Genomic DNA, 23034 nt, shown 5'->3' on the forward strand with positions numbered 1-23034 from the left:
AGTGTCTTTTTTATTTATTCGAAAAATGCTTAACGCACAATTCCACGTGTAGACTTTTCGAGTGAATCAATAAACAATTGTGCTTCAGGCGTGTTTACCAAAATTTCGTTACGAATCTGCTCAATCGCCTGTTCAGTAGTAAGACCGGCTTTATAAATTAATTTATATGCCTCTCTTAAGCCTTGAATGGTGTTTCTTGACCATCCCTTACGACGCATACCTTCAATATTCATACCATATGCATGTGCTGGATTGCCAGATGCCATAATATATGCAGGGACATCTTTTAGGATTAAAGCAGCACCACCGATCATACTGTAAGAATCAATTCGACAGAATTGATGAATCCCAGCATTTCCGCCGACGATAACATGATCACCAACAGATACATGACCTGCAACCCCTACATTATTAGCAAAAATGTTGTGATTACCAATTACGCAGTCATGTGCAATATGAGTATTGACCATTAATAAATTGTGATTACCAATTTTAGTAATACCATGATCCTGAACTGTACCTCTATGCAAAGTACAATGTTCACGAATAGAGTTATGATCCCCTATTTCTAACCAAGTCTCTTCACCTTGATACTTTAAATCTTGGCAAATTTCCCCAACACTCGAAAACTGGAAAATTTCATTATTTTTACCAATTCTTGTAAAACCACCGACCACAACATGTGAATGTAATTTAGTACCAGCTTCAATACTTACATTTGGACCAATAACAGTATATGGTCCTATTTGCACATCCGATGCAATTTCTGCAGACGGGTCAATAATTGCGGTAGGGTGAATTAGGTTTTGACTACTCATGTCTGCTCAATTTTTTGGTGGGAAATAATGATCTCTGCTGTTGCAGCGACAATACCGTCAACACTAGCTGTGCAATTGTACTTGTAAATGCCACGTTTTTGCATCACAAGTTCAGATTTTAAGATAAGTTGATCACCAGCAACAACCTGTTTTTTAAATCGTATTTTTTCCGCACCAGCAAATAAAAACAGTGAACCAGCCTTAGGCTTTTGATTTGTCAGAACAAAACCTAAAATTCCAGAGACTTGTGCCAAAGCTTCAATAATCAATACACCAGGCATAATTGGATAAGTTGGGAAATGTCCTTGCAAAAACTCTTCGTTGATAGATACGTTTTTATAACCAACAATACTTTTTTCAGTTACTTCAGTAACTCGATCAACAAGTAAGAAAGGATAGCGATGAGGTAAATATTCACGAATGGTAAGAATATCCATTGGTAATTCAGGCATTGTAAATGCAGGTAATGTTGACTCAGTCATAATAAATTATTTACGCAACTTCAGGGTTGATTCAAGGGACTCTAATTGAGCTTGTATATGATCAAGCCTTTTAGTGATTTGGGTCAATGGCACATCTGCTAATTGTCGTAAGCGTACAATCGTCTTTTTCCAATGACTATTTTCAAAAAGTCCAATACCAGAAGAGTATGTTCCAGCCTCAGAAATATTTTTTGTGACCATTGACATTGCAGTAAGCGTAACATTATCTGCAATTTCAAGATGTCCAACCACACCACTCGCACCACCGAGAATACAGTTTTTGCCAATTCTTGCACTTCCAGCTATTCCACACTTTGCGGCAATTGCTGTATTTTGACCGATATATACGTTATGGGCGATTTGCACAAGATTATCAATAATGACCCCATCTTCCAAAATTGTATCATCTAATGCACCACGATCAATGCTGCAATTTGAACCAATACGAACATCATTACCAATCTGAACAGACCCTAATTGAGCAATACGATGCCACTTCCCTTGGTAAGGTGCAAAACCAAAACCTTCAGAACCAATCACTGTATTTGCATGCACACGGACACGATCCTTTAACTTCGCAGCACCAGTAATCGTCACATGTGCATCAATAAAACAATCATTACCAATTTCTACATGATGATCAATAACAGCATGCGACTGAATAATGGTATTCCTACCAACTACACAATTCTCACCGATGACAACATAATGAGCAATATACGCATCATCAGCTATGATGGCAGAAGAATGGATTTGTGCAGTACTTTCAATCCCTTTTTGCGTTACTTTCTTTTCAAATATATGGGTTAAAGTAGCAAACGCTAGATAAGGATTATCAACAACAATGAAATTCTTTTTACTTTTAAGCTGCTGCATCAAGTGTTGGGTAACAATAAATACACCTGCATGACTTGCTTCTGCTTGTGCTAAATATTTATCACCATTTACAAAGCAGATATGCTGATTTTGTGCCTGTTCTAAACTAGCTAAATTAGAAATTTTAAAATCTTTATCACCAAAAAGCTCACCTTTTACAAGATGAGCTATTTCTTCTAAACGATAACCATGTCTATTCATTGATTATTTCATTGCATTGACCTTTTGAATCATTTTATCAGTTAAATCATACTGAGCGTCAGAGGCAACAGTAGAATTTTTATTTAAAATAAAATCTAAGCTATTTTCTTTTCTTAATTGCTCAGCAGCTTGCTTAACACGACTTTCAAAAGTTGTATTCATAGACTGTAAACTTGTTTGAACCTTAGTCTGCAAGCCTTGTTGAGTGGTATTAAACTCATTCATTTTTGCTTGATATAATGCGGTCATTTTCTGGATATCCGCTTGATTCATCTTTGGGCCATCTGTTTGTGCTTTTTGCTGCATAGTCTCAAGCTCTTTACCTAACTGCTCCAACTTCGTAGAAGTCGGTTTTACAGACTGGCCTAAACTAGCATTTTGCTGCTTTAAATAAGTACTACTCTCAACCACACGCGCCAAGTCTACAACAGCAATACCGCCAGCATTGGTCACTGCAGAAACCGTCAATCCTAAACCAAGCATAAGCATTGTTAATGTTTTCATTATTTCATCCTTTATATTTTAAGACATGATGGAGGATGGTCGTACTTAGAACGTACGACCAATTTCAAATTGAATAGACTTGGTATTATCACCACTCTTATCATTGAGCGGGTATGCATAACTCAATGATAAAGGACCAATCATGGTAATCCATGTGAAACCAACACCTACACTGTAACGCATATTACCAAAATCAAATTTGTAGTTATCTTTACAATATTGTTTGATATCAACGCTATTACCACCAACTAAGATATCACCAGTTGGTACATTACATTGCGTGTCAAACACTTGGGCACCCTCAGCAAATAATACTGGGCGAACTTGACGAGTCCAATCACCTTTAAATGGTAAAGGCAGCGCTAATTCTGTACCAAACTGCACTAATGCATTACCACCCACTTCTTCTGGATCAGGGTCATTTTTATTCGTTGCTTGGAAAATCACACTTGGGTATTTAGGACCTAATGAACTATTATCATATCCACGGACTGAACCATATCCACCAGCATAGAAGTTTTTATAGAATGGTAAATCATTACCATAGCCTAGCTTTCCATAGCCACGTAGTACAAAACCGCCCCATAAAGGCTTGAATGCTTGCGTATCATAGGTCAGCTTCTGGTAATCGACATCACTACCAGGAAGACCCACTTCAAGTCCTACACGATGTGACATACCCGATGTTGGGAAAACTGGTCTATTTAATGTGTTATACGACCAACCTAAATTTAAATTGTAAGTTAAGAATGTGCCTTCAAAAGCACTATCATAGTTCCTAAACCCATCTTTACATGTGTTTGGTATTGGCTTTGGAGTCGTTGGATTATCTGGATCATTTTCTGTCTCATTTTCACCGCTTGGACACCAAGTCGACTGTGCTGTTGCCTTACCACCATTCGCCAATAAATAATCACGAATATAAGTAGAAACACTTGGACCAGTTCTTACTTTAGTTTGGTCAATACCTAGAGAAGCACTCACACTTTGGTTTTCGTCAATCGGATAGCCAAAACTTAAACTACCACCAACACTATCCGTCACATAGTTATTAACGTTATAACTTTCACTTAACTTTGTTTTACGATAGTAGACATTATAACCACGGCTCACACCATCAATGGTGAAGTAAGGGTCAGTGACACTTAAGTTATAATAGTCTTGTGTCTCAGAACGAGATAAATCAATTGCAACACGATTGCCTGTTCCCATAAAGTTGGTTTGGCTCAAACCTGCTTGGAATGTCACACCACCATTTTGAGAATAACCAACGGCAAGCGTCGTTGTACCTGAATGCTGTTCTTCAACATTCACCGTCAAATCAACTTGATCGGGCGAGTTAGGGACACGAACTGGCTTAACATCAACTGTTTTAAAGAAGCCTGTACGCTCTAAACGCACTTTCGACAAATCAATTTTTTCATTGCTCGCCAATGCACCTTCCATTTGGCGCATTTCACGACGTAATACGTCATCGGCAGTTTTTGTATTCCCCGTAAAGTTAATACGACGAACCGTTACTTGCTGACCTGGATTAATATAATAATTGAGGTTGACGATACCTGTTTGATTGTTAATTTCAGGGACAACATTCACTTCAGCATAGTAATAACCTGCATTACCATATTTACGAAGTAGTAACTGCTTCACCGCATTTACTTTTTCTTGTGAATAAGTTTCACCATCTTTATACAGTTTAAGAGCCTTTAGTTCTTCAGGCTTGTAAAGTGCATCACCTAAGAATTTCGTTTCACCAAACTTAAACTGACTGCCTTCATCAACTGAAACTTCAATAAAAATATGCTTTTTATCTTCACTAATATTCAATTGAGAGTTAATAATATTAAAGTTGATATAGCCTTTATTTAAATACAATGCACGCAATGCTTCTAAACTTGCAGCCATTTTTTCACGTGCATAACGATCATTACGTGTAACAATCGATGCCCAACCACTTTCTTTTACAGCAAATGCTTGTTTAATATCACTGTCATTAAATACGGTGTTACCAATAATATTGATGTCAAAAACTTTTGCAGCCGTACCTTCATTAAAATTAAGTTTTAATTCAACACGGTTATTTGGACGAGCAATGGTATCCACCGTTACATCAGCATCATAGCGACCTTGTTGCGTATATTGCTGCTCAAGCTCAGTCTCAATGATCTGCAATGCCGACTTCTTAAAGACTTCGCCCTCTGCGATCCCCATTTTCTTTAAGCCTTGCTCTAAGGCTTCTTTAGGAATCAGCTTATTACCTTTAAATTCCAATTTAGAAATGATTGGACGCTCAACAACTTTAAAGACCAGTACATCTTTTTCTTTATAGGCTTTAATGTCATCAAATAAACCTGAAGCATATAAAGTACGGATTGCCTCAGCAATCACAGGATCACTTACTCTATCGCCACTATTTATTGGTAACATAGAATAGATACTTGCAGGTGTTAAACGCACGAGGCCATCAATTCGTATATCTTGTGCAAGAAACTCATCTGCTGCGTATGCTTGTTGTACCACTGCCATCGCACTAACCAGTGCCAAAGGCATTAATAAATGTGTGTGACGCATGCCCATATATTTTCCAGTAAGTTAAATTCCGTTTGCGTTTTTTTATAAACGCATGAAGTCGTTAAATAAAGCCAAAAGCATCATGCTACCGAGCAGTACCATACCAACTTTTAGACCAAACATCTGTATTTGTTCAGAAACAGGTTTACCACGAATTGCTTCGATAAAGTAATAAACTAAATGACCACCATCAAGCATCGGAATTGGTAATAAATTTAGGATGCCTAAACTTACACTCATCAACGCCATGAATGAAAGGAAAGTTTGCCATCCCATTTCAGCACTTTGACCAGCAACTTTTGCAATGGTGATTGGACCCGACAAATTATCTAATCCAATCAATCCACGTACCATTTTGGTGATGGAACTAAAAATCATACCTGACAATTGTGTCGTTTTTTCAACAGCAACGCCTAATGCTTCAACAGGTGAATACTGAATGGTTTGTTTGTATTCATTGGGAATCGTGATTTTACCCGCATCACTTTTTACCCCAAGCACACCACTTATATTTCCCATATTATCGCGTTGACCTTGCGGCATCACCTGTAAATGTACAAGTTGACCTTGACGTATTACATCAATATTCAGCAGTTTTTCAGGTGAATCTTGCACAACATTTACAACATCAAACCAATCTTTCATTGCAACATTATCAATTGCGACAATGCGATCACCCACTTTCATGCCTTGGCGTATTGCAGCGCCATCTGGGCTCAACTCCTTTACAGTCGCTGAAATAAATGGACGGTAAGGTAAGAAACCTAATACATCTAATGGAGATTGGCTTTGATCTTTTAAAAAGTCTTTAATTGGCAAGTTGTATTGTTTTTCAGTTCCTGCACGATCAACAACAATCGAAACTTGACCAGTCTCTCCAACGCGATTAACCAAAGCGTAATTCAGTTTTTCCCATGTTGCAGTTGTTTGACCATCCACCATCACCACTTTATCGCCAAGATGTAAATCAACTTGGGCAGCAGGTGTATTTGGCATAATTTTGCCAATACGGGTATTTAACTGTTCTTGGGCTGGTAAAAACAAAATCCAAAATAATAAAACAGCAAAAATAAGATTAATCAGCGGTCCAGCTGCAACAATTGCGATACGCTTCCATGGAGATTGTCGATTGAATGCATAAGATAAATCTTGCTCAGCAACATTACCTTCGCGTTCATCTAACATCTTGACATAACCACCAAGCGGTAACGCAGAAAGTTGGTACTGGATACCTGATTTTTTGGATTGCCATTTCAGCAAAGTTGGTCCAAAACCGATGGAATAGACCAATACCTTAACGCCTAATTTGCGTGCAACCCAATAATGACCAAACTCATGAATTGCAATCAATGGGCCTAATAATAAAATCGCTGCAACAATCATAAATAGTGCATTCATACGATTTAACTCCCTATGCCCACAATGTACTTCTCTGTAATACGTCTTGCGATCATATCAGTCTGCAAGATGATGTCTATGCTTTCTGCTTTAGCATTTTGTACAACTTGTAAAGTATTCTCGACCACTTGCGTAATTTCAGTAAATCGAATTTGTCCTTTTAAAAATGCAGCAACCGCGATCTCATTGGCAGCATTCAAAATTGTAGGTGCTAACCCACCAGCACGCATTGCTTGACGAGCCAAATTTAAAGCTGGAAATCTAAGATTATCAGGTGCCTGAAAATTTAATTGAGCCGTTTCAAACAGATTTAAAGCAGGAACATCCGTCATTAAGCGTTGCGGCCATGCTAATGCGTGCGCAATTGGCGTACACATGTCTGGGTTACCCATTTGTGCCAAAGTTGATCCATCCACATATTGCACCATGGAATGAATAATACTTTGTGGATGAACAACAACTGTAACAAAATGTTCTGATATTGAAAACAAATGACACGCTTCGATCAATTCCAAACCTTTATTCATCAAAGTTGCTGAATCTACCGAGATTTTTTGCCCCATCGACCAATTCGGGTGCTTACAAGCCTGTTGTGGCGTTACATCATGCAATTGTTCTAATGAATGATTCAAAAACGGGCCACCAGAGGCTGTTAATAAAATCCCAGAAACGCCTAATTGAGGCTGACCTGTCCTTTCAATTTGTAAATAATTATGCGGTAAGGACTGAAAGATTGCATTATGCTCAGAATCGACAGGAAGTAATAATGCATTATGATCGCGTGCTGCCTGCATCATAATGTCACCTGACATCACCAATGCTTCCTTATTTGCAAGTAACACACGCTTGCCGGCTTTGACCGCTGCAAGCGTTGGTAATAAGCCCGCAGCACCCACGATCGCAGCCATGACAATATCAACATCGGCATGCTCAGCAATCGCAATTAAGCCTGCTTCATCTGTGAATATTTCAATATTTTTTAGATTTTCTTGATGTAACCGCTGCTGAAGTTCAAATGCTTTGGCTTGAGGAACAACAACAATTTTAGGATGATATTTTTTACATATTTCGAGTAGTTCATCTAAACGACTATATGCAGAAACTGCATAGACAGAATACTGGTCTGGATGCCGTTCCAATACTTTTAAGGTACTTTGCCCAATTGAACCCGTAACACCCAATATACAAACAGCTTGTGTCATTTAGAGATCTACACCAATGAGTTTTACCAATACATACATACCAGTTGCAAAAATAGGTGCTGCTGCAAGAAGTGAATCAATTCGATCTAATACACCACCATGCCCTGGAAGTACACGACCAGAATCTTTGATTCCTGCACGGCGTTTGATCATCGACTCAAATAAGTCACCTAATACTGATGCAAATACGGTAATAATTGAAAGAATTAAGAATAAAATAAGCTGTATTGTCGTTAAATTTAAATAGAAATATTGTACAACAAACATAATTATTACAGTTGTTGCAATCCCTCCATACAATCCTTCAACTGATTTATTTGGGCTGACACTTGGTGCGAGCTTTTTCTTCCCAAATTTACGACCTACAAAATAAGCACCACTATCTGCCCCCCAAACTAAGAGGAACAAATACATCAACCACCACGGAGAACTATGCCAAACAGCATAAAGTGCGGTCACAGCAGCAGAAATTAAGATAAACCCAATGATATACAACGAAACATTGTACCAATTATCCGACTCTGGAAAGCTTTTTACCCAGTAAATGCTACCTAACCACGTAAGAATAGATGCTGCCCAAAGTAGCAATGCAACATCATCAAAAAATAATGCGAGTGTTGAAACGAGTGCTACACATCCCCCATATACCCAAGCTTTAGGTTTTGAAACCATCGCTGCTTGATGAGGCATAAGCTTAAACCACTCATAACCTGCAACCCCAGCCGCTAAAATCATAAGCATAAACATTGGATAATGTGATTGCGTTGCAAACATGCAACTTAAAACAACAGCAACTAACACCAATGCGGTAATAATCCGCTCTAACATTATTAATTCTCTATTTTCGCTTGTTGAATCTGTTCTGTCGTTTTACCAAAACGTCGCTCACGCCCTGAAAAAACACGAAATGCGTGATCTAACTCATCCACAGTAAACTCTGGCCACAAGGTTTCTGTAAAATACAGTTCTGCATAAGCAGCCTGCCAAAGCAAGAAATTAGACAAACGATAATCCCCTCCTGTACGGATCAATAAATCCACAGCAGGTAGATCATTTAGACTGACATATTTGTCAAATAAATCAACATTTATCTGATTTGTTTGAATTTTCCCAGCAATAACATCCTCAGCTATAGTTCTAGCAGCATGTGCCATATCCCACATACCACCATAACTAATTGCAATGGTGAGTGTCATTGAGTCAAATGCCGATGTTTTTTGTTCTGCATACTGCATCAAATCAATTAAATGATCAGAGAGTCTTGAGCGATCCCCAATAAAACGCAGTGCAATATTGAATTTTTCCATACGAGGAAGTTGTTCATGAATTGTTTCTTCTAACAATTTCATCAGTAAATCAACTTCATACTGTGGTCGATTCCAGTTTTCACTTGAAAATGCAAAAACAGTTAAAGCCTGAACACCTACTCTTTTACAATGTTCAACAATAGGATCTAAGACATTCTTGCCTTCACGATGCCCATCGCCTTTTTCCATTTGCTTTTTTTTAGCAAAACGATTGTTGCCATCCATAATGACGGCAACATGTTTTGGAAGAAGCAAGCTATCTTCTAATACGGTCATTAAATCTTAGACCTTCATTAATTCAGCTTCTTTCGCAGCCAAGCGCTTTTCTACTTCGGCAACGTATTTATCTGTAATTTTTTGAATATCATCAGATGCACGGCGATCATCATCTTCAGAAATTTCTTTTTCTTTCAATAATGCTTTGATATCACCTAGTACATCACGGCGAATATTACGGATCGCAACTTTTGCATTCTCAGCTTCAGTACGCGCAACTTTTTGCATATCACGACGCGTTTCTTCAGTCAACGCAGCCATTGGTACGCGAATTGCGTCTGCTGTAATAGGGTTCAATCCCAAACCAGCTTCACGAATCGCTTTATCAATTGCAGAAACCATTGAACGTTCAAATGGCTGTACTAACAGTGTACGTGAATCTTCAAGCCCCACGTTTGCAACTTGGTTTAATGGAACATCAGAACCATAGTAAGAAACCATCACACCATTTAAAATAGATGGGTGTGCACGACCTGTACGAACTTTGGCAAAACCTTGCTCCAAAGAGTCAAGTGTTTTATTCATACGCTGTTCGCTATCTTTTTTGAGATCGTTAATCATATGATCTTCCTTACTTATTCATTAGGTATTACAAAATATTAGACATTAGTATAAAGAGCTTTATGGCTCACGTACATTAATTCGTAACGTGAGTCCCTTCTTTTTCACCCATTACCACGGAAAGCAATGCACCCGATTTGTTCATATCGAAGACTTGCAATGGAACATGATGATCGCGACACAAACAAATTGCGGTAAGATCCATCACACCAAGCTTCTCATCAAGCACTTGATCGAAAGTTAAATTATCATATTTAACAGCATCATCATATTTACTTGGGTCTTTGTTATAGACACCATCTACTTTTGTTGCTTTTAAGATCAAGTTTGCTTCAATTTCAATACCACGTAAACAAGCAGCAGTATCTGTGGTAAAGAAAGGATTACCTGTACCTGCAACAAATACGCAGACTTCACCTTGACTTAAATGGCGAATCGCATCACGACTAGAATATGATTCTACAACCGTTCCAATTTGAAGAGCAGACATCAACCGTGTTTTGATATTACGGCGAACCAATGCATCACGCATTGCCAAACCATTCATTACCGTTGCTAACATCCCCATTTGATCGCCAGTTACACGTCCAACCAAACCATCTTTTTGTAGTTGGCTACCACGGTATAAATTACCACCACCAACAACAATACCAACCTGTACGCCCAATCCAACCAAATGTGCAATTGAAAGCGACATTTGATCTAATACTTGGGCATCAATACCCATATCTTTATTACCTGCTAAAGCTTCACCAGAAAGCTTGAGCAAGATTCGTGCATAACGTGGATTTTTAGAAGCTGACATACTTTTACTCCAAATCGACCAATCTCAAAATTTTCTTAAATTCAATTCAACATCAAGCAGATTTAATTTGAATCAACTTTGCAAACAAATCATATTCATCTGCATCGGTAATTTCGACTTCAAGCAAATCACCGGCTTTTATCACATTTTTATCAATATCTTCAACAAAAACGTTACCATCAATTTCAGGCGCATCTGCATAAGAACGAGCAACTGCAACAGGGAATTCTTCTTCCAAGCTATCAACTAATACTGTCATTGTCTGACCAATACGTTTTTGCAATTTTGCCGCAGAAATCGCTTGCTGAACTTCCATAAAACGCTCATAGCGTTCTTGTTTAATCTCTTCTGCTACATGATCTGGAAGATCATTGGCTGTTGCACCTTCTACAGGCGAATAAGTAAAACAACCTACACGATCAAGTTGAGCTTCTTGTAACCAGTCTAATAAAATCTGGAAGTCTTCTTCTGTCTCGCCTGGAAAACCAACCACGAAAGTTGAGCGAATCACTAAATCTGGACATTTTTCACGCCACAATTTCAGGCGTTCTAAGGTATTTTCACTATGAGCTGGTCGCTTCATCAATTTTAAGATGCGCGGACTGGCATGTTGAAAAGGAATATCTAAATATGGCAAGATTTTACCTTGTGCCATAAGATCAATTGCAGCATCTACATGTGGGTATGGGTATACATAATGTAAACGCACCCAAATACCAAACTGACCAAGTGCTTCACACATATCATAAAACTTGGTTTTTACAGGCTGCCCATTCCAAAAGTCCAACTTGTATTTGGTATCTAAACCATATGCAGAAGTATCTTGAGAAATCACTAGAATTTCTTTTACACCTGCACGTTTCAGCGCAGCCGCTTCATCCAACACCTTACCTACAGGACGAGACACTAAGTCACCACGCATGCTTGGGATAATGCAGAATGTACAGCGGTGGTTACAACCTTCTGATATTTTTAAATAAGCGTAATGTTTTGGTGTTAAACGAACACCTTGCTCAGGCACTAAATCAATAAACGGATTATGCTTCGGCGGTGCAGGCACATACTCGTGTACTGCTTCCATCACATCTTGATATGCTGCCGCCCCTGTTACTTTAAGAACATTTGGGTGCATTTGGCGAATTTTGTCTTCGTCTTTACCTAAACAGCCAGTGACAATGACACGACCATTTTCGCTCATGGCTTCGCCAATCGCATCTAAAGACTCTTGCACTGCAGATTCAATAAAACCACAGGTGTTAACAACAACCAAATCTGCACCATCATAATCTGATGCAACTTGATAACCTTCAGTCTTTAACTGAGTTAAAATTCGTTCAGAATCTACCAATGCCTTAGGACAACCTAAAGATACAAAACCGACTTTGGGGGTCTTCATGAATCTGCGCTCCACTTGAATCGGCGTATTGTATGACTTTTCTTTGCTGCCGCATAGCTGCAAAGCCATCTCTTTGTGTAATGCACCAAAATACAACCAAAATTTTAAATAAATCCAAACAATGCACCACTTTAGAACATGATAAAATATTGAAATAACTCAATCCATGTGAAAAACACAGCATAAACTTGATACTTCTCAATTAAGTTATTGAAAATTAGCAATTACAAAGTTGGCTTATTTTTTGCATTAAGTACATTTCATGAATTAATGGCTATTCAACTACATTGATATTTATTGCGCCATTTTAAAACAGGACGATTCACAAATGGATCAACACAACACTATCGACTATCGACTACTTGTAGATAATCTAACCACTGCCATTTTATTGGTCGATAGTAAATTGAATATTTTTTATTTAAATTCTGCTTGTGAAGCATTATTTGACATCAGTTCATTTCGCGCATCAGGTCAACCTGTACTAAATTTACTTCATGCGCATGATGATTCATTTAATACTTATGAAGCACTTTTGAATACCTTACAAAGTGGACAACATTACACTCGCCGTGAAGCTGTGATTAATGTTAACTTTAAACCGATACATGTTGACTACACAGCATCACAACTCAATGCAGGTAAAAGCTACCATCCGCTACTATTAATTGAGTTAAATCCAATTGATCGTATGCTAAAAATTTCTAAAGAAGAAAATCTCGTTCAACAGCATCAAGTCGCACGCCAACTCGTCCGTGGTGTTGCACATGAAATTAAAAATCCGCTTGCGGGTATTCGCGGCGCAACACAGTTACTGGCGCGTAGTTTAGGCGATGATAGCTATCGTGAATTTACAGATATTATTATTAGTGAAGTCGATAGATTAACCAACCTCGCAGATACCATGCTTGGTTCGCGTCAACTACCAAGCTATGAACTGGTAAATGTTCATGAGCCTTTAGAGCGTGTTCGCTCACTGATCGCGAACCAAACCAAGAAAAAAATTAAGATCACACGTGATTATGACCTTTCTTTGCCTGATGTCATGGCTGATCGTGATCAACTCATTCAAGTCATGCTCAATATCAGCGTAAATGCAGTTCAAGCGATGACCGAAAATAAAGACTTCTTTATAGATTCCGAACCTGAACTTAGTTTAAGAACCCGTATCCAGCGCTTAGTCACAATTAATGGTGTACTTAATCGTTCAACCATCCGTATTGATATTGAAGACAATGGACCAGGTGTGCCAGAAAATATTCTAGAGTCTGTATTTTATCCTCTCGTCACAGGGCGAGCAAAAGGTACAGGACTCGGCCTCAGTATTGCACAAAACATAATGCATCAACACAACGGAATGATCGAGTGTCAGTCCGTTCCAGGAAAAACCATATTTAGCTTATATTTACCTTGGGAGTTAGACCGTGTCACGAAATAAAATTTGGGTAATAGATGATGATCGTGCCATGCGTTGGGTACTCGAAAAAACTTTTAAAGAAGAAGGTTTTGACGTTACCAACTTTGAAGAAGCACAAACAGCACTTGAACGCTTACACGATGGTGCACCTGATGTCATTTTGACAGATATTCGTATGCCTGGAATTGATGGTTTAACTTTCTTGTCTAAGGTTAAGAATACCCATCCAGACCTTCCTGTGATTATCATGACAGCGCATTCGGATCTAGAATCGGCTGTATCGAGTTATCAAACAGGTGCTTTTGAATATTTACCAAAACCATTTGATATTGATGAAGCACTGGCCCTCGTTAATCGTGCGATTTTGCATCTCAATAAATTACAACAACAAGAAGCAACCAAAGCAACGACGCCACTACAATCAACCGAAATTATCGGTGAATCTCCTGCAATGCAGGAAGTATTCCGTGCAATTGGACGTTTATCTCAGTCCCATATCACGGTATTGATTAATGGTGAATCTGGTACAGGTAAAGAACTTGTTGCGCATGCACTACATAAGCATTCTCCACGTCGTGCCAAACCTTTTATTGCACTCAATATGGCTGCAATTCCAAAAGATTTAATCGAAACCGAGTTATTCGGGCATGAAAAAGGTGCTTTTACAGGCGCCAACACTCAACATCAAGGGCGTTTTGAACAAGCCAATGGCGGTACATTATTCCTTGATGAAATTGGCGATATGCCTTTTGAAACGCAAACACGTTTACTTCGTGTACTTGCAGATGGTGAATTCTACCGTGTAGGTGGACATATTCCAGTCAAAGTGGATGTGCGTATTGTCGCAGCAACACACCAAGACTTAGAAAAGTTAGTGAATGAAGGACGTTTCCGTGAAGACTTGTATCATCGTCTCAACGTGATTCGCATTCATATTCCAAAACTTGCTCATCGTAGCGAAGATATTCCAATGCTTGCCCAACATTTCTTGGCTCGCGCAGGAAAAGAACTGGGTGTAAGCCCTAAAATCTTACGCACAGAAACGACTGACTACATGCAACAGCTTCCTTGGCCAGGTAATGTTCGTCAATTAGAAAATACCTGCCGTTGGTTAACCGTAATGATTACGGGCAGAGAAGTTTATCCAGAAGACCTACCTGCTGAGCTTAAACAAGTCTCTATACAAAAATCGACGAATGATGCGACACCGGTTTCTTCAACAGCAAGCCCAGCTTTAGTTGAAAGAGTCACTGTACATCATTGGGATGAATTATTAGGTCAATGGGCAATCCAGAAACTAAAAAATGGCGAAATGAAAATTTTAGATATCGCCACTCCAATGTTTGAACGCACGCTCATTAATGCTGCCTTACAACAGACTCGTGGACGCAAGCGTCATGCTGCTGAACTTTTAGGTTGGGGGCGCAACACACTCACCCGTAAACTAAAAGAACTCGGCATGGAATCTTCTGATGAAGATGATGACGAAGAAGTTCGCTCAGCTTAATCCCATATCCATTGCAAAAAAGCGAGTAATTTATTTACTCGCTTTTTTATATCGTGACGTTTTGAAACATACTCTATGTCTATAACCATACAAGACATAAGGTTTTTGCTATAATGAACGCACCCCCATAGCACTCATTGACGATAATGGCTGATCTTTGTTACCCAAGCTGTGAACAACCCCAAACCCGTCGCGGTCAAGAACGTCGTTTTGCCTTATTACTTTGTGCAACCGATTTATTTCTTGAAAAAGGTTATGATGCAGTTTCACTGGATGATATCGTCAATCATGCAGGTGGTTCAAAAACATCGATTTATAAATATTTTGGCAATAAAGAAGGCCTGTTTACGGCAATTTGCGATTATCGTAGAGAAGTTTTTTTCAAAGGCGTTTGTTTTCCATATACACCTGAAAAAAATAATTTAAGAATCTATTTAATTCAAACCTTACAACGTTTTTATCAACATATCGTACAACCTGAAAATATTGCCTTTATGCGCATGTTTACTGAACAAACTCAAAAAGACGTTCAGCTTGCACATTATTTTTATGACCAATGTGCTTTAAATATTCAAAATACTATTGCCTTTGCACTTGAACAGGCACACAGTATGGATGAAATATTCTGCTCAAATCCCCATTTCTCAGCCACCATGTATTTTGGTATTTTACGCGATGTCGAATGGCGCAATTTGATGGGCTTAAATGTTCAAGCTAATGATGCAGAAATATTTGATTATATTAACTATTGTGTAGATATATTCTTAAAAGCCCATCAAAAAGCCTAATTCTTTTGCATTTTTTGAGCCATATAGTATAGTAGTCAATTCTTTTTTATTCACCACCCATTAAATAACAATTAATTATTGTTTTTATTCAATAATTATTGTGGGAGTCACTATGGCGCTTCGGCATTTCCTAACTTTACGAGACCTTTCAACTTTAGAGTTGCAACGCATTTTAGAGCGCGCGCAAGAATTGAAGCGTATGCAGCATTCAAATACGGTATTTCAACCGTTTGTGGGTAAAGTCTTAGGAATGATTTTTGAGAAATCGAGTACACGTACACGTATTTCTTTTGAAGCAGGAATTTGCCAGTTTGGTGGCAATGCAATTTTCCTTTCTCCACGCGATACACAATTGGGACGTGGTGAGCCAATTGAAGACTCTGCACGTGTCATCTCAAGTATGCTCGATATCATTATGATTCGTACTTTTGGTCATGACATTGTAGAGCGTTTTGCATCTTATTCTAAAGTTCCTGTCATTAATGGTCTTACAGATGACCATCATCCATGTCAGTTACTTGCAGACTTACAAACTTTCCAAGAACATCGCGGTAGTATTAAAGGTAAAACAGTCGCGTGGATTGGCGACGGCAACAATATGTGTAATTCATACATTGAAGCAGCACACATGATGGGCTTTAAACTCAAAATTGCCACACCTGAAGGCTATGAACCAAAACCTGAGTTTTTAGCTGAATTTGCTGACTGCGTAGAAGTCTTTAATAAAGCGGAAGATGCTGCTGTAAATGCCGACCTGATCGTAACAGACGTATGGGCAAGCATGGGGCAAGAAGAAGAGCAAAAGCTACGTGAAAAAGCATTTGCTGATTTTCAGGTTAACGAAAAATTGATGGACTTAGCACATCCAGATTGCTTATTTATGCATTGCTTACCTGCACATCGCGGTGAGGAAATTTCTGAAAATATGCTAGATCACAAAAATGCGGTCGTTTGGGATGAAGCAGAGAATCGCTTACATGCTCAAAAAGCATTAATGGAATTCTTATTGAATGAAAATGTGAAGACAAATTAAAACCCACACACATGTTAGAATAGTGGTTACAATACAAGCTAAGAGTATTAAATTTTCATATAGTTCTACTTTAGCTTGTAATATCAAATAATAATTCACTAATTTTATAATAGACCCCATACAACTACCTACCCTATAATTAAGATCTATTACCCTCCCATAATAGCAACCAAATGGATATACGATACGAGTAAAACAACAGCATTCATTTTCATAGTTAATTTTTAGCTTGTCATCTCCAGTTGCTGTATTACTCAAAAACAAAATTTGACCAAAACAACACCAACTCCCCAAGAAAAATTAAAAATTCATCAATTGGATAAACAACTGATCGAGTACCAATTGTGTTTGTACATTTTGCTCAACCATCAATTTCTTCTGTTGCAAGTCAGAATAAATTTGAAATAACGATTCTAAATCATAACACTGTGCAAGCTGTGTCAGATCTAAATCATCATTTCTCAAAGACTGATTTAATTTTAGAGCAACCAAATCAGCCAATAAATATTCAAACATGGTCATGAATTCCGAGAAACTCAATTCTTTAGACCACTTACTTGAATAGTTTAAAGGCATATTCTTTTCAGTAACCAGTTTAAACCAATCACTCAAAAATACAGCTCGCTTTTGCAACCAATCACTTTGATGAAGCTCGATTGCAGTCAATGGCATGCCATTCGCAAGGTTAAGCAATAAAGTCGTTTGTTCAGCCGAAATATTTGGAATTTGCTGTTGAATAAAATTCTGCGCATCCTCAACATCTAAACGATCTAAAGCAAAATGCTGCAATCGACTACGAATGGTTGCGGGTAATTTCAAATAATGATCAGCCAACAAAATTAAAATCACCCGTTCGCCAGGTTCTTCTAAGGTCTTTAGTAGTGCATTTGCGGACGCTGCATTTAAAGCTTCTGCTGGCTCAATAACAATCACTCGCCATCCATCACCTGTTTGCTGAACAAATGGCAACAAATCACGGATTTTCTCGATCTTTATTTTGGCATTTTGCTTTTTATTTTCTTCATCTATAGTGATATGAACATAGCGAGGATGTGTATTAGATTTCAACCAAAGACAACTTGTACATTCACCACAAGCTTGTTCAACTTGTTTGTTTAAACATAATACCCATGCCACAAACCGTTCAGTGAATTGATGCTTCGCGCAGCCTTGCTTACCATAAAAAAGCAAACCATGTCCTAGATCAGGAAATCGCGTTGTCAATAACGCCCATGTTTGCTTATGCCAAGGATAAACGGTTGTTGACTGCATACTCACCATAATTATTCAAACAAACTTACAGGTAACGCATTTAAACGCGCTAAATCAGCTTGGGTATCCACACCTGGCGGTAGATTAGCTTCGGCAATATCAATTGCGATACGATGACCATTTTCTAATACACGTAACTGCTCAAGGCTTTCTAATTTTTCAAGATTACCTTGTTCCCATGTCACATATTCTTGTAATAATTTCACGCGATATGCGTACAAGCCTAGATGACGGAAGGCTTGATTATGAAGCTTTGGCTCTAGTAATTTCGCCCCATCACGATCATAAGGAATGGTTGCTCGACTGAAATACAGCGCTTCTTTACGATTGCTCATCACGACTTTGACAATACTATCGCGTTGAAATTCATCTAGAGCATGAATAGGTTCACATAAAGTAGACATCGAGCAATGTGGGTAATCAACTAATAACTGTGTGACTTGTTGAACCAATTGAGCAGGAAGTAAGGGTTCATCACCTTGCACATTTACAATAATATCGTCTTGTGCCCAACCTTTGAGACGAGCGACTTCACTTAAACGATCTGTGCCTGATGGATGATCAACACTGGTTAAAACAACATCAACACCTTCAGCACGACAAACCTCAGCAATACGCTGATCATCTGTTGCAACACACAAATCATCAAATCCTTCGACTTTTTTCGCTTGATCTACCACACGCAAAATCATTGGACGACCATGAATAAGTAATAATGGTTTTGCAGGTAAACGCGAACTCGCAAAACGAGCAGGAATGACAATATGTTTCATGGTCGATCTCTAAGAAAATTGAATACCAACGTGTTGCAATTGCTGTTTCAACAAAGCATAACAATCAGAAGACAAAACCGCTTCAACAGGCACAACCCAAATCGGAATATTAAATTCAGGATGCTGTTTCAACAATACTTTAAACTTTACCGCATCTTTTTCGGTGGTAATAATCGCATCTTGATTATTAAAAGTAAGATCACTGATTTGGTAATCATGATGATCAGGGAACTCATGTGCCTGATACTGATTCACTTTCAATTGATTCAAAGTTTGATAAAACCGCTGTGGAAAGCCAATACCAACAACTACATTAAAACACTGACGTGGATCAAATCCATTTAGGTCTACACTCGCATTTAACAGATACAGCTGCCCAATCTCTAAATGCATATTTCTTTGTGTTTGTGCAACTTTGGTATGCTCAATCACGGTACTGCCATTTAATCTTGACTTTGGCTCACGTAGATAGCCTTCAGGCAGTAACTTTTCATTCCCCAAACCACGATTTTGATCCAATACAATCCACTCGATTTGACGTGCTAACGCCCAGTGCTGCAAACCATCATCACTGATAATCAAATCAAGCTTTTCAGATTGCAACAATAATTCAATGGATGCTTGTCGGTTCGGTCCAACAGCCATCGGCACATGAGTCGATTGAACAATCAAACAAGGTTCATCACCTGCAACATCTGGCTCAGAGAGAGCATTGACCAACAGCGGAAAAGGACCCTTCCCGCCATAACCACGACTGATCACACCAACACGAATACCTTGTTGCTGTAAATACTTGACCAGTTCAATTAACAGAGGTGTCTTTCCACTACCACCCACTGTAATATTCCCAATGATCATGACTGGAATCGGTGCTGTATAGCTTTTCTTAAAACCAACAGTATACAAGGTCTTATTTAACGAAAAAATTAAACGATACAATAATGACAAAGGGCGCAATACGATCAGCCAAGGCGCTTTTTTATTCCAAGCATCTTGCACATATTGCGCAATTGACATCGTTAATTTTCCTCAAAATTACGTTGGTGCAGTTGATAATACATTCCATGTTTTGCAAGTAATTCAGTATGCGTACCCTGCTCGATAATTTGCCCTTTATCCATCACCACAATAAGATCGGCATTTTCCACTGTAGATAAACGGTGTGCAATTACAATTGTCGTACGACCTTGCATCGCTTCATCAAAAGCTTGCTGGATAAAGTATTCAGATTCATTATCTAGCGCACTGGTTGCTTCATCTAAGATTAAGATTGGAGAATCTTTTAAGATTGCTCTCGCAATTGCAATACGTTGACGTTGACCACCTGAAAGGTTTAAACCTTGCGCACCAAGTATTGTGTCGTAGCCTTGTGGTAAATTCATAATAAAGTCATGGGCAAAAGCGGCTTTGGCTGCTGCAATCACTTTGTCATCACTCGAATCTTGTAACTGACCATAAGCAATATTATCGCGTACTGAACGATTAAAGAGCACAACCTGTTGATTGACTGTCGCAATTTGTGAACGCAGATAAGAAAGCTCAATCTCTTGTACCGCAATATCATCAAAATAAATTTGACCTTCACTCAACTCTTGGAAACGTGGCAGCATATTGACCAATGAGGTTTTTCCTGCGCCAGATCGACCTACCAATGCAATGGTTTGACCAGCCTTAATATCTAAAGAAAAGTCTTTGATTGCGTGCGTACCATCGGTATAACGCAAATTTGCATGATCAAATCGAATATTCCCTTTCAGCACTGGTTTGAGTTGCCCATTATTTTCTTCTTCAGGTAAATCCAACAATTCAAATACTGAATGTGCTGCTGCTAAACCTCGTTGAAGCTTTTCATTAATATCAGTCAAATTCTTCACTGGTTTTGAGATCAAACCTGCAGCTGTAATAAATGAGATAAACTCACCTGCTGAGGTATCACCCAAAACTTGTGGGCGCAATGCTAGCCAAAGAATAGTCGCCATCGCAATGGATAATAACAGCTGAATAATTGGGCTGTTAATATTCTGCACTACAACCATTTTCAATCCACGACGAAGATTTTCCTCAGAGGACTTATAAAAGCGTTGTTGCTCAAAGGCTTCTCCCGTAAAGCTCTTAACAACCGAATTTCCATTAATCGTCTCTTGCACAACATGGTTCACATCACCCATGGTATTTTGCACTTGAATCGATAATTTTCGCATTTTCTTAGACGCAATACGGACTAACAAACCAATAAATGGCATGAAAACCACGATACACAGCGTCAAACGCCAGTTTGTGTATAGTAAATAACTCAATAAACCAACAACAATCAAACCATCTTTAATCAAAGTTTGTAAAGATTCTGATGATGCAGCCGTTAACTGCTCAACGTTATACATCAACTTTGCGCTGATATGACCTGCACTATTATCTAAATAATATTGCGCAGGTAGTCGTAGCAATTTAGCATAAACCTCCTGACGAATACTAAAGACTAAACTACGTGAAATAACCGCTGAAAAATATCCACCCAAAAACAAACCCAAACCACGGAAGAACATTAGTAAGACAATTAAGGCAGGAAACCAATCAAGATTTTCACGGCTACCACTTTGAATTGCATCAATAATATACTTGAGCAACTTGGCAACAGAGACCTCTGTCGCTGCATTGATTCCAAAACCAAGTAATATAAATAAGGCAACACCCCAATAAGATTTTAAATAACCTAATAGACGTACATAAACCTTAAAATCTTGATTCACTCAGTAAAACCTCTAGTTGGAACTTTTGTACTAATATTTACGTTAACAAAGCCAAGCTGACCTGCTACATCCATTACACGAATCACATCTTCATGCTTTGCTTTCGCATCAGCTGCAATGATAAACATAAAATCACGACGATCTTGTGCAGCTTGCTTAATTGCTGTACTCAAATCCGCACTATCTTTGGTTGATAATGCTTGACCATTCACAGAATAATGCCCCGTCGAGTCTACCATGATTTCAATTTTGTGATCGAATTGTTTAGGTGGAACACCTTGGGCATCAGGTAAAGTTAGATTTATACGGCTTTGCTGGCTAAAAGTCGTAGAGAGTAATAAAAACACCAAAATAAATAACATACAGTCAATCATTGGTGTCAAATTGATATGAATATCTTCGACTTGAGAACGCTTAAATTTCATAATGTCACCTATGCTCAGCTTGCACGGCGATGTTCTTGCACATGAGGTGCTTTTTTGTAGAAAAGTGCAGCATGAAATAATGTTGATTGCTGTTCTAATTCAGCAATATATTCATGCACAACACGTTGAAAATAACGATAAGCAATCATGGCAGGAATCGCAATCAGCATCCCAACAGCCGTAGTAATCAATGCTTTAGAGATACCAGGCATCATCATACTTGCATTTCCCGCTGAACCAATATCAATCACTAAAAACGACTCAATAATACCGAGTACTGTTCCTAGCAAGCCAAGCAAAGGTGCGATCGCACTCAAAGTACCTAAAAAGTTAATATTTTTTTCTAGATAGCTGATTTCTTGTGAGGCTGTTGCTTCCATTTGTGCACGCGCAAATTGCTCACCTTGATCTTGGTGGTCATAACCTGCTTTTAGAATACGACCTAAGGGGCTTTTTTTCGCTTCATCTTGTTCTAAAAATGAAACTACAGATTCAACATTTGAACCATGAACAAGCAACGCTTGCGGTAAAACTTGTGACCGTTTTAAACGAATATATCGCTCAATTGTAATCGCAACCGTAAAAATTGATGAAAGAATAAGGGGTAGCATTAACCAACCACCCGCTTTCACAAGTTCCCACATATTATTCCCCAATAATATTTAAAATATAAAA

22 protein-coding genes are annotated in these 23034 nt (G+C 38.5%); 4 read left to right on the forward strand and 18 right to left on the reverse strand.

Going from position 1 to position 23034, the window contains the following annotated elements; all coding sequences use genetic code 11:
* Nucleotides 1–29: 29 nt before the first annotated feature.
* The 12 genes from lpxA to rimO all read right to left on the reverse strand — a co-directional run bounded on the left by lpxA (nucleotide 30) and on the right by rimO (nucleotide 12397).
* A complete protein-coding gene (gene lpxA, locus C502_RS0111920) occupies nucleotides 30–818 on the reverse strand; it encodes an acyl-ACP--UDP-N-acetylglucosamine O-acyltransferase (protein ID WP_018679051.1) in 789 nt (262 codons plus the stop codon).
* Complete coding sequence (gene fabZ, locus C502_RS0111925) at nucleotides 815–1300, reverse strand: 3-hydroxyacyl-ACP dehydratase FabZ (protein WP_018679052.1); 486 nt, start codon at nucleotides 1298–1300, stop codon at nucleotides 815–817. The genes lpxA and fabZ overlap by 4 nt, the downstream gene beginning before the upstream one ends.
* Nucleotides 1301–1306: 6 nt before the next feature.
* Nucleotides 1307–2377, reverse strand: coding sequence for a UDP-3-O-(3-hydroxymyristoyl)glucosamine N-acyltransferase (lpxD, locus tag C502_RS0111930; protein ID WP_018679053.1), 1071 nt, complete (start codon nucleotides 2375–2377; stop codon nucleotides 1307–1309).
* 3 nt (nucleotides 2378–2380) lie between these two features.
* Entirely contained in the window at nucleotides 2381–2881 is a 501-nt protein-coding gene (locus tag C502_RS0111935; RefSeq protein WP_018679054.1) for an OmpH family outer membrane protein, read from the reverse strand.
* A gap of 45 nt (nucleotides 2882–2926) precedes the next feature.
* Nucleotides 2927–5458 (reverse strand): outer membrane protein assembly factor BamA, encoded by a 2532-nt coding sequence (gene bamA, locus C502_RS0111940; RefSeq protein ID WP_018679055.1) that lies wholly within the window; start codon nucleotides 5456–5458, stop codon nucleotides 2927–2929.
* A 36-nt stretch (nucleotides 5459–5494) separates the two neighbouring features.
* A complete protein-coding gene (gene rseP / locus C502_RS0111945) occupies nucleotides 5495–6850 on the reverse strand; it encodes an RIP metalloprotease RseP (protein WP_018679056.1) in 1356 nt (451 codons plus the stop codon).
* Between the two features lie 5 nt (nucleotides 6851–6855).
* Complete coding sequence (gene ispC / locus C502_RS0111950; protein ID WP_018679057.1) at nucleotides 6856–8052, reverse strand: 1-deoxy-D-xylulose-5-phosphate reductoisomerase; 1197 nt, start codon at nucleotides 8050–8052, stop codon at nucleotides 6856–6858.
* The gene (locus C502_RS0111955; RefSeq protein WP_018679058.1) at nucleotides 8053–8880 is read right to left on the reverse strand and encodes a phosphatidate cytidylyltransferase; all 828 of its coding nucleotides are present in this window, start codon (nucleotides 8878–8880) and stop codon (nucleotides 8053–8055) included.
* 2 nt (nucleotides 8881–8882) lie between these two features.
* Nucleotides 8883–9635, reverse strand: a complete 753-nt coding sequence (gene uppS / locus C502_RS0111960; RefSeq protein ID WP_018679059.1) for a polyprenyl diphosphate synthase — start codon at nucleotides 9633–9635, stop codon at nucleotides 8883–8885.
* A gap of 6 nt (nucleotides 9636–9641) precedes the next feature.
* The gene (gene frr, locus C502_RS0111965; RefSeq protein WP_018679060.1) at nucleotides 9642–10196 is read right to left on the reverse strand and encodes a ribosome recycling factor; all 555 of its coding nucleotides are present in this window, start codon (nucleotides 10194–10196) and stop codon (nucleotides 9642–9644) included.
* Nucleotides 10197–10272: 76 nt separating this feature from the next.
* Entirely contained in the window at nucleotides 10273–11001 is a 729-nt protein-coding gene (gene pyrH / locus C502_RS0111970) for a UMP kinase (RefSeq protein ID WP_018679061.1), read from the reverse strand.
* A 52-nt stretch (nucleotides 11002–11053) separates the two neighbouring features.
* A complete protein-coding gene (gene rimO, locus C502_RS0111975; RefSeq protein ID WP_018679062.1) occupies nucleotides 11054–12397 on the reverse strand; it encodes a 30S ribosomal protein S12 methylthiotransferase RimO in 1344 nt (447 codons plus the stop codon).
* A gap of 328 nt (nucleotides 12398–12725) precedes the next feature.
* On the opposite strand from rimO, the gene glnL reads away from it, so the two are divergent.
* From glnL to argF, 4 genes are all read left to right on the forward strand, one after another.
* Nucleotides 12726–13835 (forward strand): nitrogen regulation protein NR(II), encoded by a 1110-nt coding sequence (gene glnL / locus C502_RS0111980; protein WP_018679063.1) that lies wholly within the window; start codon nucleotides 12726–12728, stop codon nucleotides 13833–13835.
* A complete protein-coding gene (gene glnG, locus C502_RS0111985) occupies nucleotides 13822–15321 on the forward strand; it encodes a nitrogen regulation protein NR(I) (protein ID WP_018679064.1) in 1500 nt (499 codons plus the stop codon). The genes glnL and glnG overlap by 14 nt, the downstream gene beginning before the upstream one ends.
* A 146-nt stretch (nucleotides 15322–15467) precedes the next feature.
* Nucleotides 15468–16109 (forward strand): TetR/AcrR family transcriptional regulator, encoded by a 642-nt coding sequence (locus C502_RS0111990; RefSeq protein WP_018679065.1) that lies wholly within the window; start codon nucleotides 15468–15470, stop codon nucleotides 16107–16109.
* Between the two features lie 112 nt (nucleotides 16110–16221).
* Nucleotides 16222–17142, forward strand: coding sequence for an ornithine carbamoyltransferase (argF, locus tag C502_RS0111995; protein ID WP_018679066.1), 921 nt, complete (start codon nucleotides 16222–16224; stop codon nucleotides 17140–17142).
* A 300-nt stretch (nucleotides 17143–17442) separates the two neighbouring features.
* Here the strand turns inward: argF and C502_RS0112000 are convergent, their stop codons facing one another.
* From C502_RS0112000 to C502_RS0112025, 6 genes are read right to left on the reverse strand one after another with little or no spacing between them, the layout of a single operon-like run.
* Nucleotides 17443–18423 carry a DNA polymerase III subunit delta' gene (locus tag C502_RS0112000; protein WP_018679067.1) on the reverse strand — a complete coding sequence of 327 codons (981 nt, stop codon included), beginning with the start codon at nucleotides 18421–18423 and terminating at the stop codon, nucleotides 17443–17445.
* A gap of 2 nt (nucleotides 18424–18425) precedes the next feature.
* Nucleotides 18426–19187, reverse strand: a complete 762-nt coding sequence (kdsB, locus tag C502_RS0112005; protein WP_018679068.1) for a 3-deoxy-manno-octulosonate cytidylyltransferase — start codon at nucleotides 19185–19187, stop codon at nucleotides 18426–18428.
* Nucleotides 19188–19196: 9 nt separating this feature from the next.
* Nucleotides 19197–20204 carry a tetraacyldisaccharide 4'-kinase gene (gene lpxK / locus C502_RS0112010; RefSeq protein WP_018679069.1) on the reverse strand — a complete coding sequence of 336 codons (1008 nt, stop codon included), beginning with the start codon at nucleotides 20202–20204 and terminating at the stop codon, nucleotides 19197–19199.
* Between the two features lie 2 nt (nucleotides 20205–20206).
* Nucleotides 20207–21934: a lipid A export permease/ATP-binding protein MsbA gene (msbA, locus tag C502_RS0112015; RefSeq protein ID WP_018679070.1), complete on the reverse strand. Its 1728-nt coding sequence runs from the start codon at nucleotides 21932–21934 to the stop codon at nucleotides 20207–20209.
* Complete coding sequence (locus C502_RS0112020) at nucleotides 21931–22359, reverse strand: ExbD/TolR family protein (RefSeq protein ID WP_005159883.1); 429 nt, start codon at nucleotides 22357–22359, stop codon at nucleotides 21931–21933. The genes msbA and C502_RS0112020 overlap by 4 nt, the downstream gene beginning before the upstream one ends.
* A 14-nt stretch (nucleotides 22360–22373) precedes the next feature.
* A complete protein-coding gene (locus C502_RS0112025) occupies nucleotides 22374–23003 on the reverse strand; it encodes a MotA/TolQ/ExbB proton channel family protein (protein ID WP_018679071.1) in 630 nt (209 codons plus the stop codon).
* Between the last annotated feature and the right edge of the window lie 31 nt (nucleotides 23004–23034).

The sequence above is a fragment of the Acinetobacter tjernbergiae DSM 14971 = CIP 107465 genome (assembly GCF_000374425.1).
In the GTDB taxonomy this organism is placed as follows: domain Bacteria; phylum Pseudomonadota; class Gammaproteobacteria; order Pseudomonadales; family Moraxellaceae; genus Acinetobacter; species Acinetobacter tjernbergiae.

Excerpts from the sequence above, each read along its gene's own strand:
- lpxA (WP_018679051.1), bottom strand. The coding sequence starts at position 818 with ATGAGTAGTCAAAACCTAATTCACCCTACCGCAATTATTGACCCGTCT.
- fabZ (WP_018679052.1), bottom strand. The coding sequence starts at position 1,300 with ATGACTGAGTCAACATTACCTGCATTTACAATGCCTGAATTACCAATG.
- lpxD (WP_018679053.1), bottom strand. The coding sequence starts at position 2,377 with ATGAATAGACATGGTTATCGTTTAGAAGAAATAGCTCATCTTGTAAAA.
- C502_RS0111935 (WP_018679054.1), bottom strand. The coding sequence starts at position 2,881 with ATGAAAACATTAACAATGCTTATGCTTGGTTTAGGATTGACGGTTTCT.
- bamA (WP_018679055.1), bottom strand. The coding sequence starts at position 5,458 with ATGGGCATGCGTCACACACATTTATTAATGCCTTTGGCACTGGTTAGT.
- rseP (WP_018679056.1), bottom strand. The coding sequence starts at position 6,850 with ATGAATGCACTATTTATGATTGTTGCAGCGATTTTATTATTAGGCCCA.
- ispC (WP_018679057.1), bottom strand. The coding sequence starts at position 8,052 with ATGACACAAGCTGTTTGTATATTGGGTGTTACGGGTTCAATTGGGCAA.
- C502_RS0111955 (WP_018679058.1), bottom strand. The coding sequence starts at position 8,880 with ATGTTAGAGCGGATTATTACCGCATTGGTGTTAGTTGCTGTTGTTTTA.
- uppS (WP_018679059.1), bottom strand. The coding sequence starts at position 9,635 with ATGACCGTATTAGAAGATAGCTTGCTTCTTCCAAAACATGTTGCCGTC.
- frr (WP_018679060.1), bottom strand. The coding sequence starts at position 10,196 with ATGATTAACGATCTCAAAAAAGATAGCGAACAGCGTATGAATAAAACA.
- pyrH (WP_018679061.1), bottom strand. The coding sequence starts at position 11,001 with ATGTCAGCTTCTAAAAATCCACGTTATGCACGAATCTTGCTCAAGCTT.
- rimO (WP_018679062.1), bottom strand. The coding sequence starts at position 12,397 with ATGAAGACCCCCAAAGTCGGTTTTGTATCTTTAGGTTGTCCTAAGGCA.
- glnL (WP_018679063.1), top strand. The coding sequence starts at position 12,726 with ATGGATCAACACAACACTATCGACTATCGACTACTTGTAGATAATCTA.
- C502_RS0111990 (WP_018679065.1), top strand. The coding sequence starts at position 15,468 with ATGGCTGATCTTTGTTACCCAAGCTGTGAACAACCCCAAACCCGTCGC.
- argF (WP_018679066.1), top strand. The coding sequence starts at position 16,222 with ATGGCGCTTCGGCATTTCCTAACTTTACGAGACCTTTCAACTTTAGAG.
- C502_RS0112000 (WP_018679067.1), bottom strand. The coding sequence starts at position 18,423 with ATGGTGAGTATGCAGTCAACAACCGTTTATCCTTGGCATAAGCAAACA.
- kdsB (WP_018679068.1), bottom strand. The coding sequence starts at position 19,187 with ATGAAACATATTGTCATTCCTGCTCGTTTTGCGAGTTCGCGTTTACCT.
- lpxK (WP_018679069.1), bottom strand. The coding sequence starts at position 20,204 with ATGTCAATTGCGCAATATGTGCAAGATGCTTGGAATAAAAAAGCGCCT.
- C502_RS0112020 (WP_005159883.1), bottom strand. The coding sequence starts at position 22,359 with ATGAAATTTAAGCGTTCTCAAGTCGAAGATATTCATATCAATTTGACA.
- C502_RS0112025 (WP_018679071.1), bottom strand. The coding sequence starts at position 23,003 with ATGTGGGAACTTGTGAAAGCGGGTGGTTGGTTAATGCTACCCCTTATT.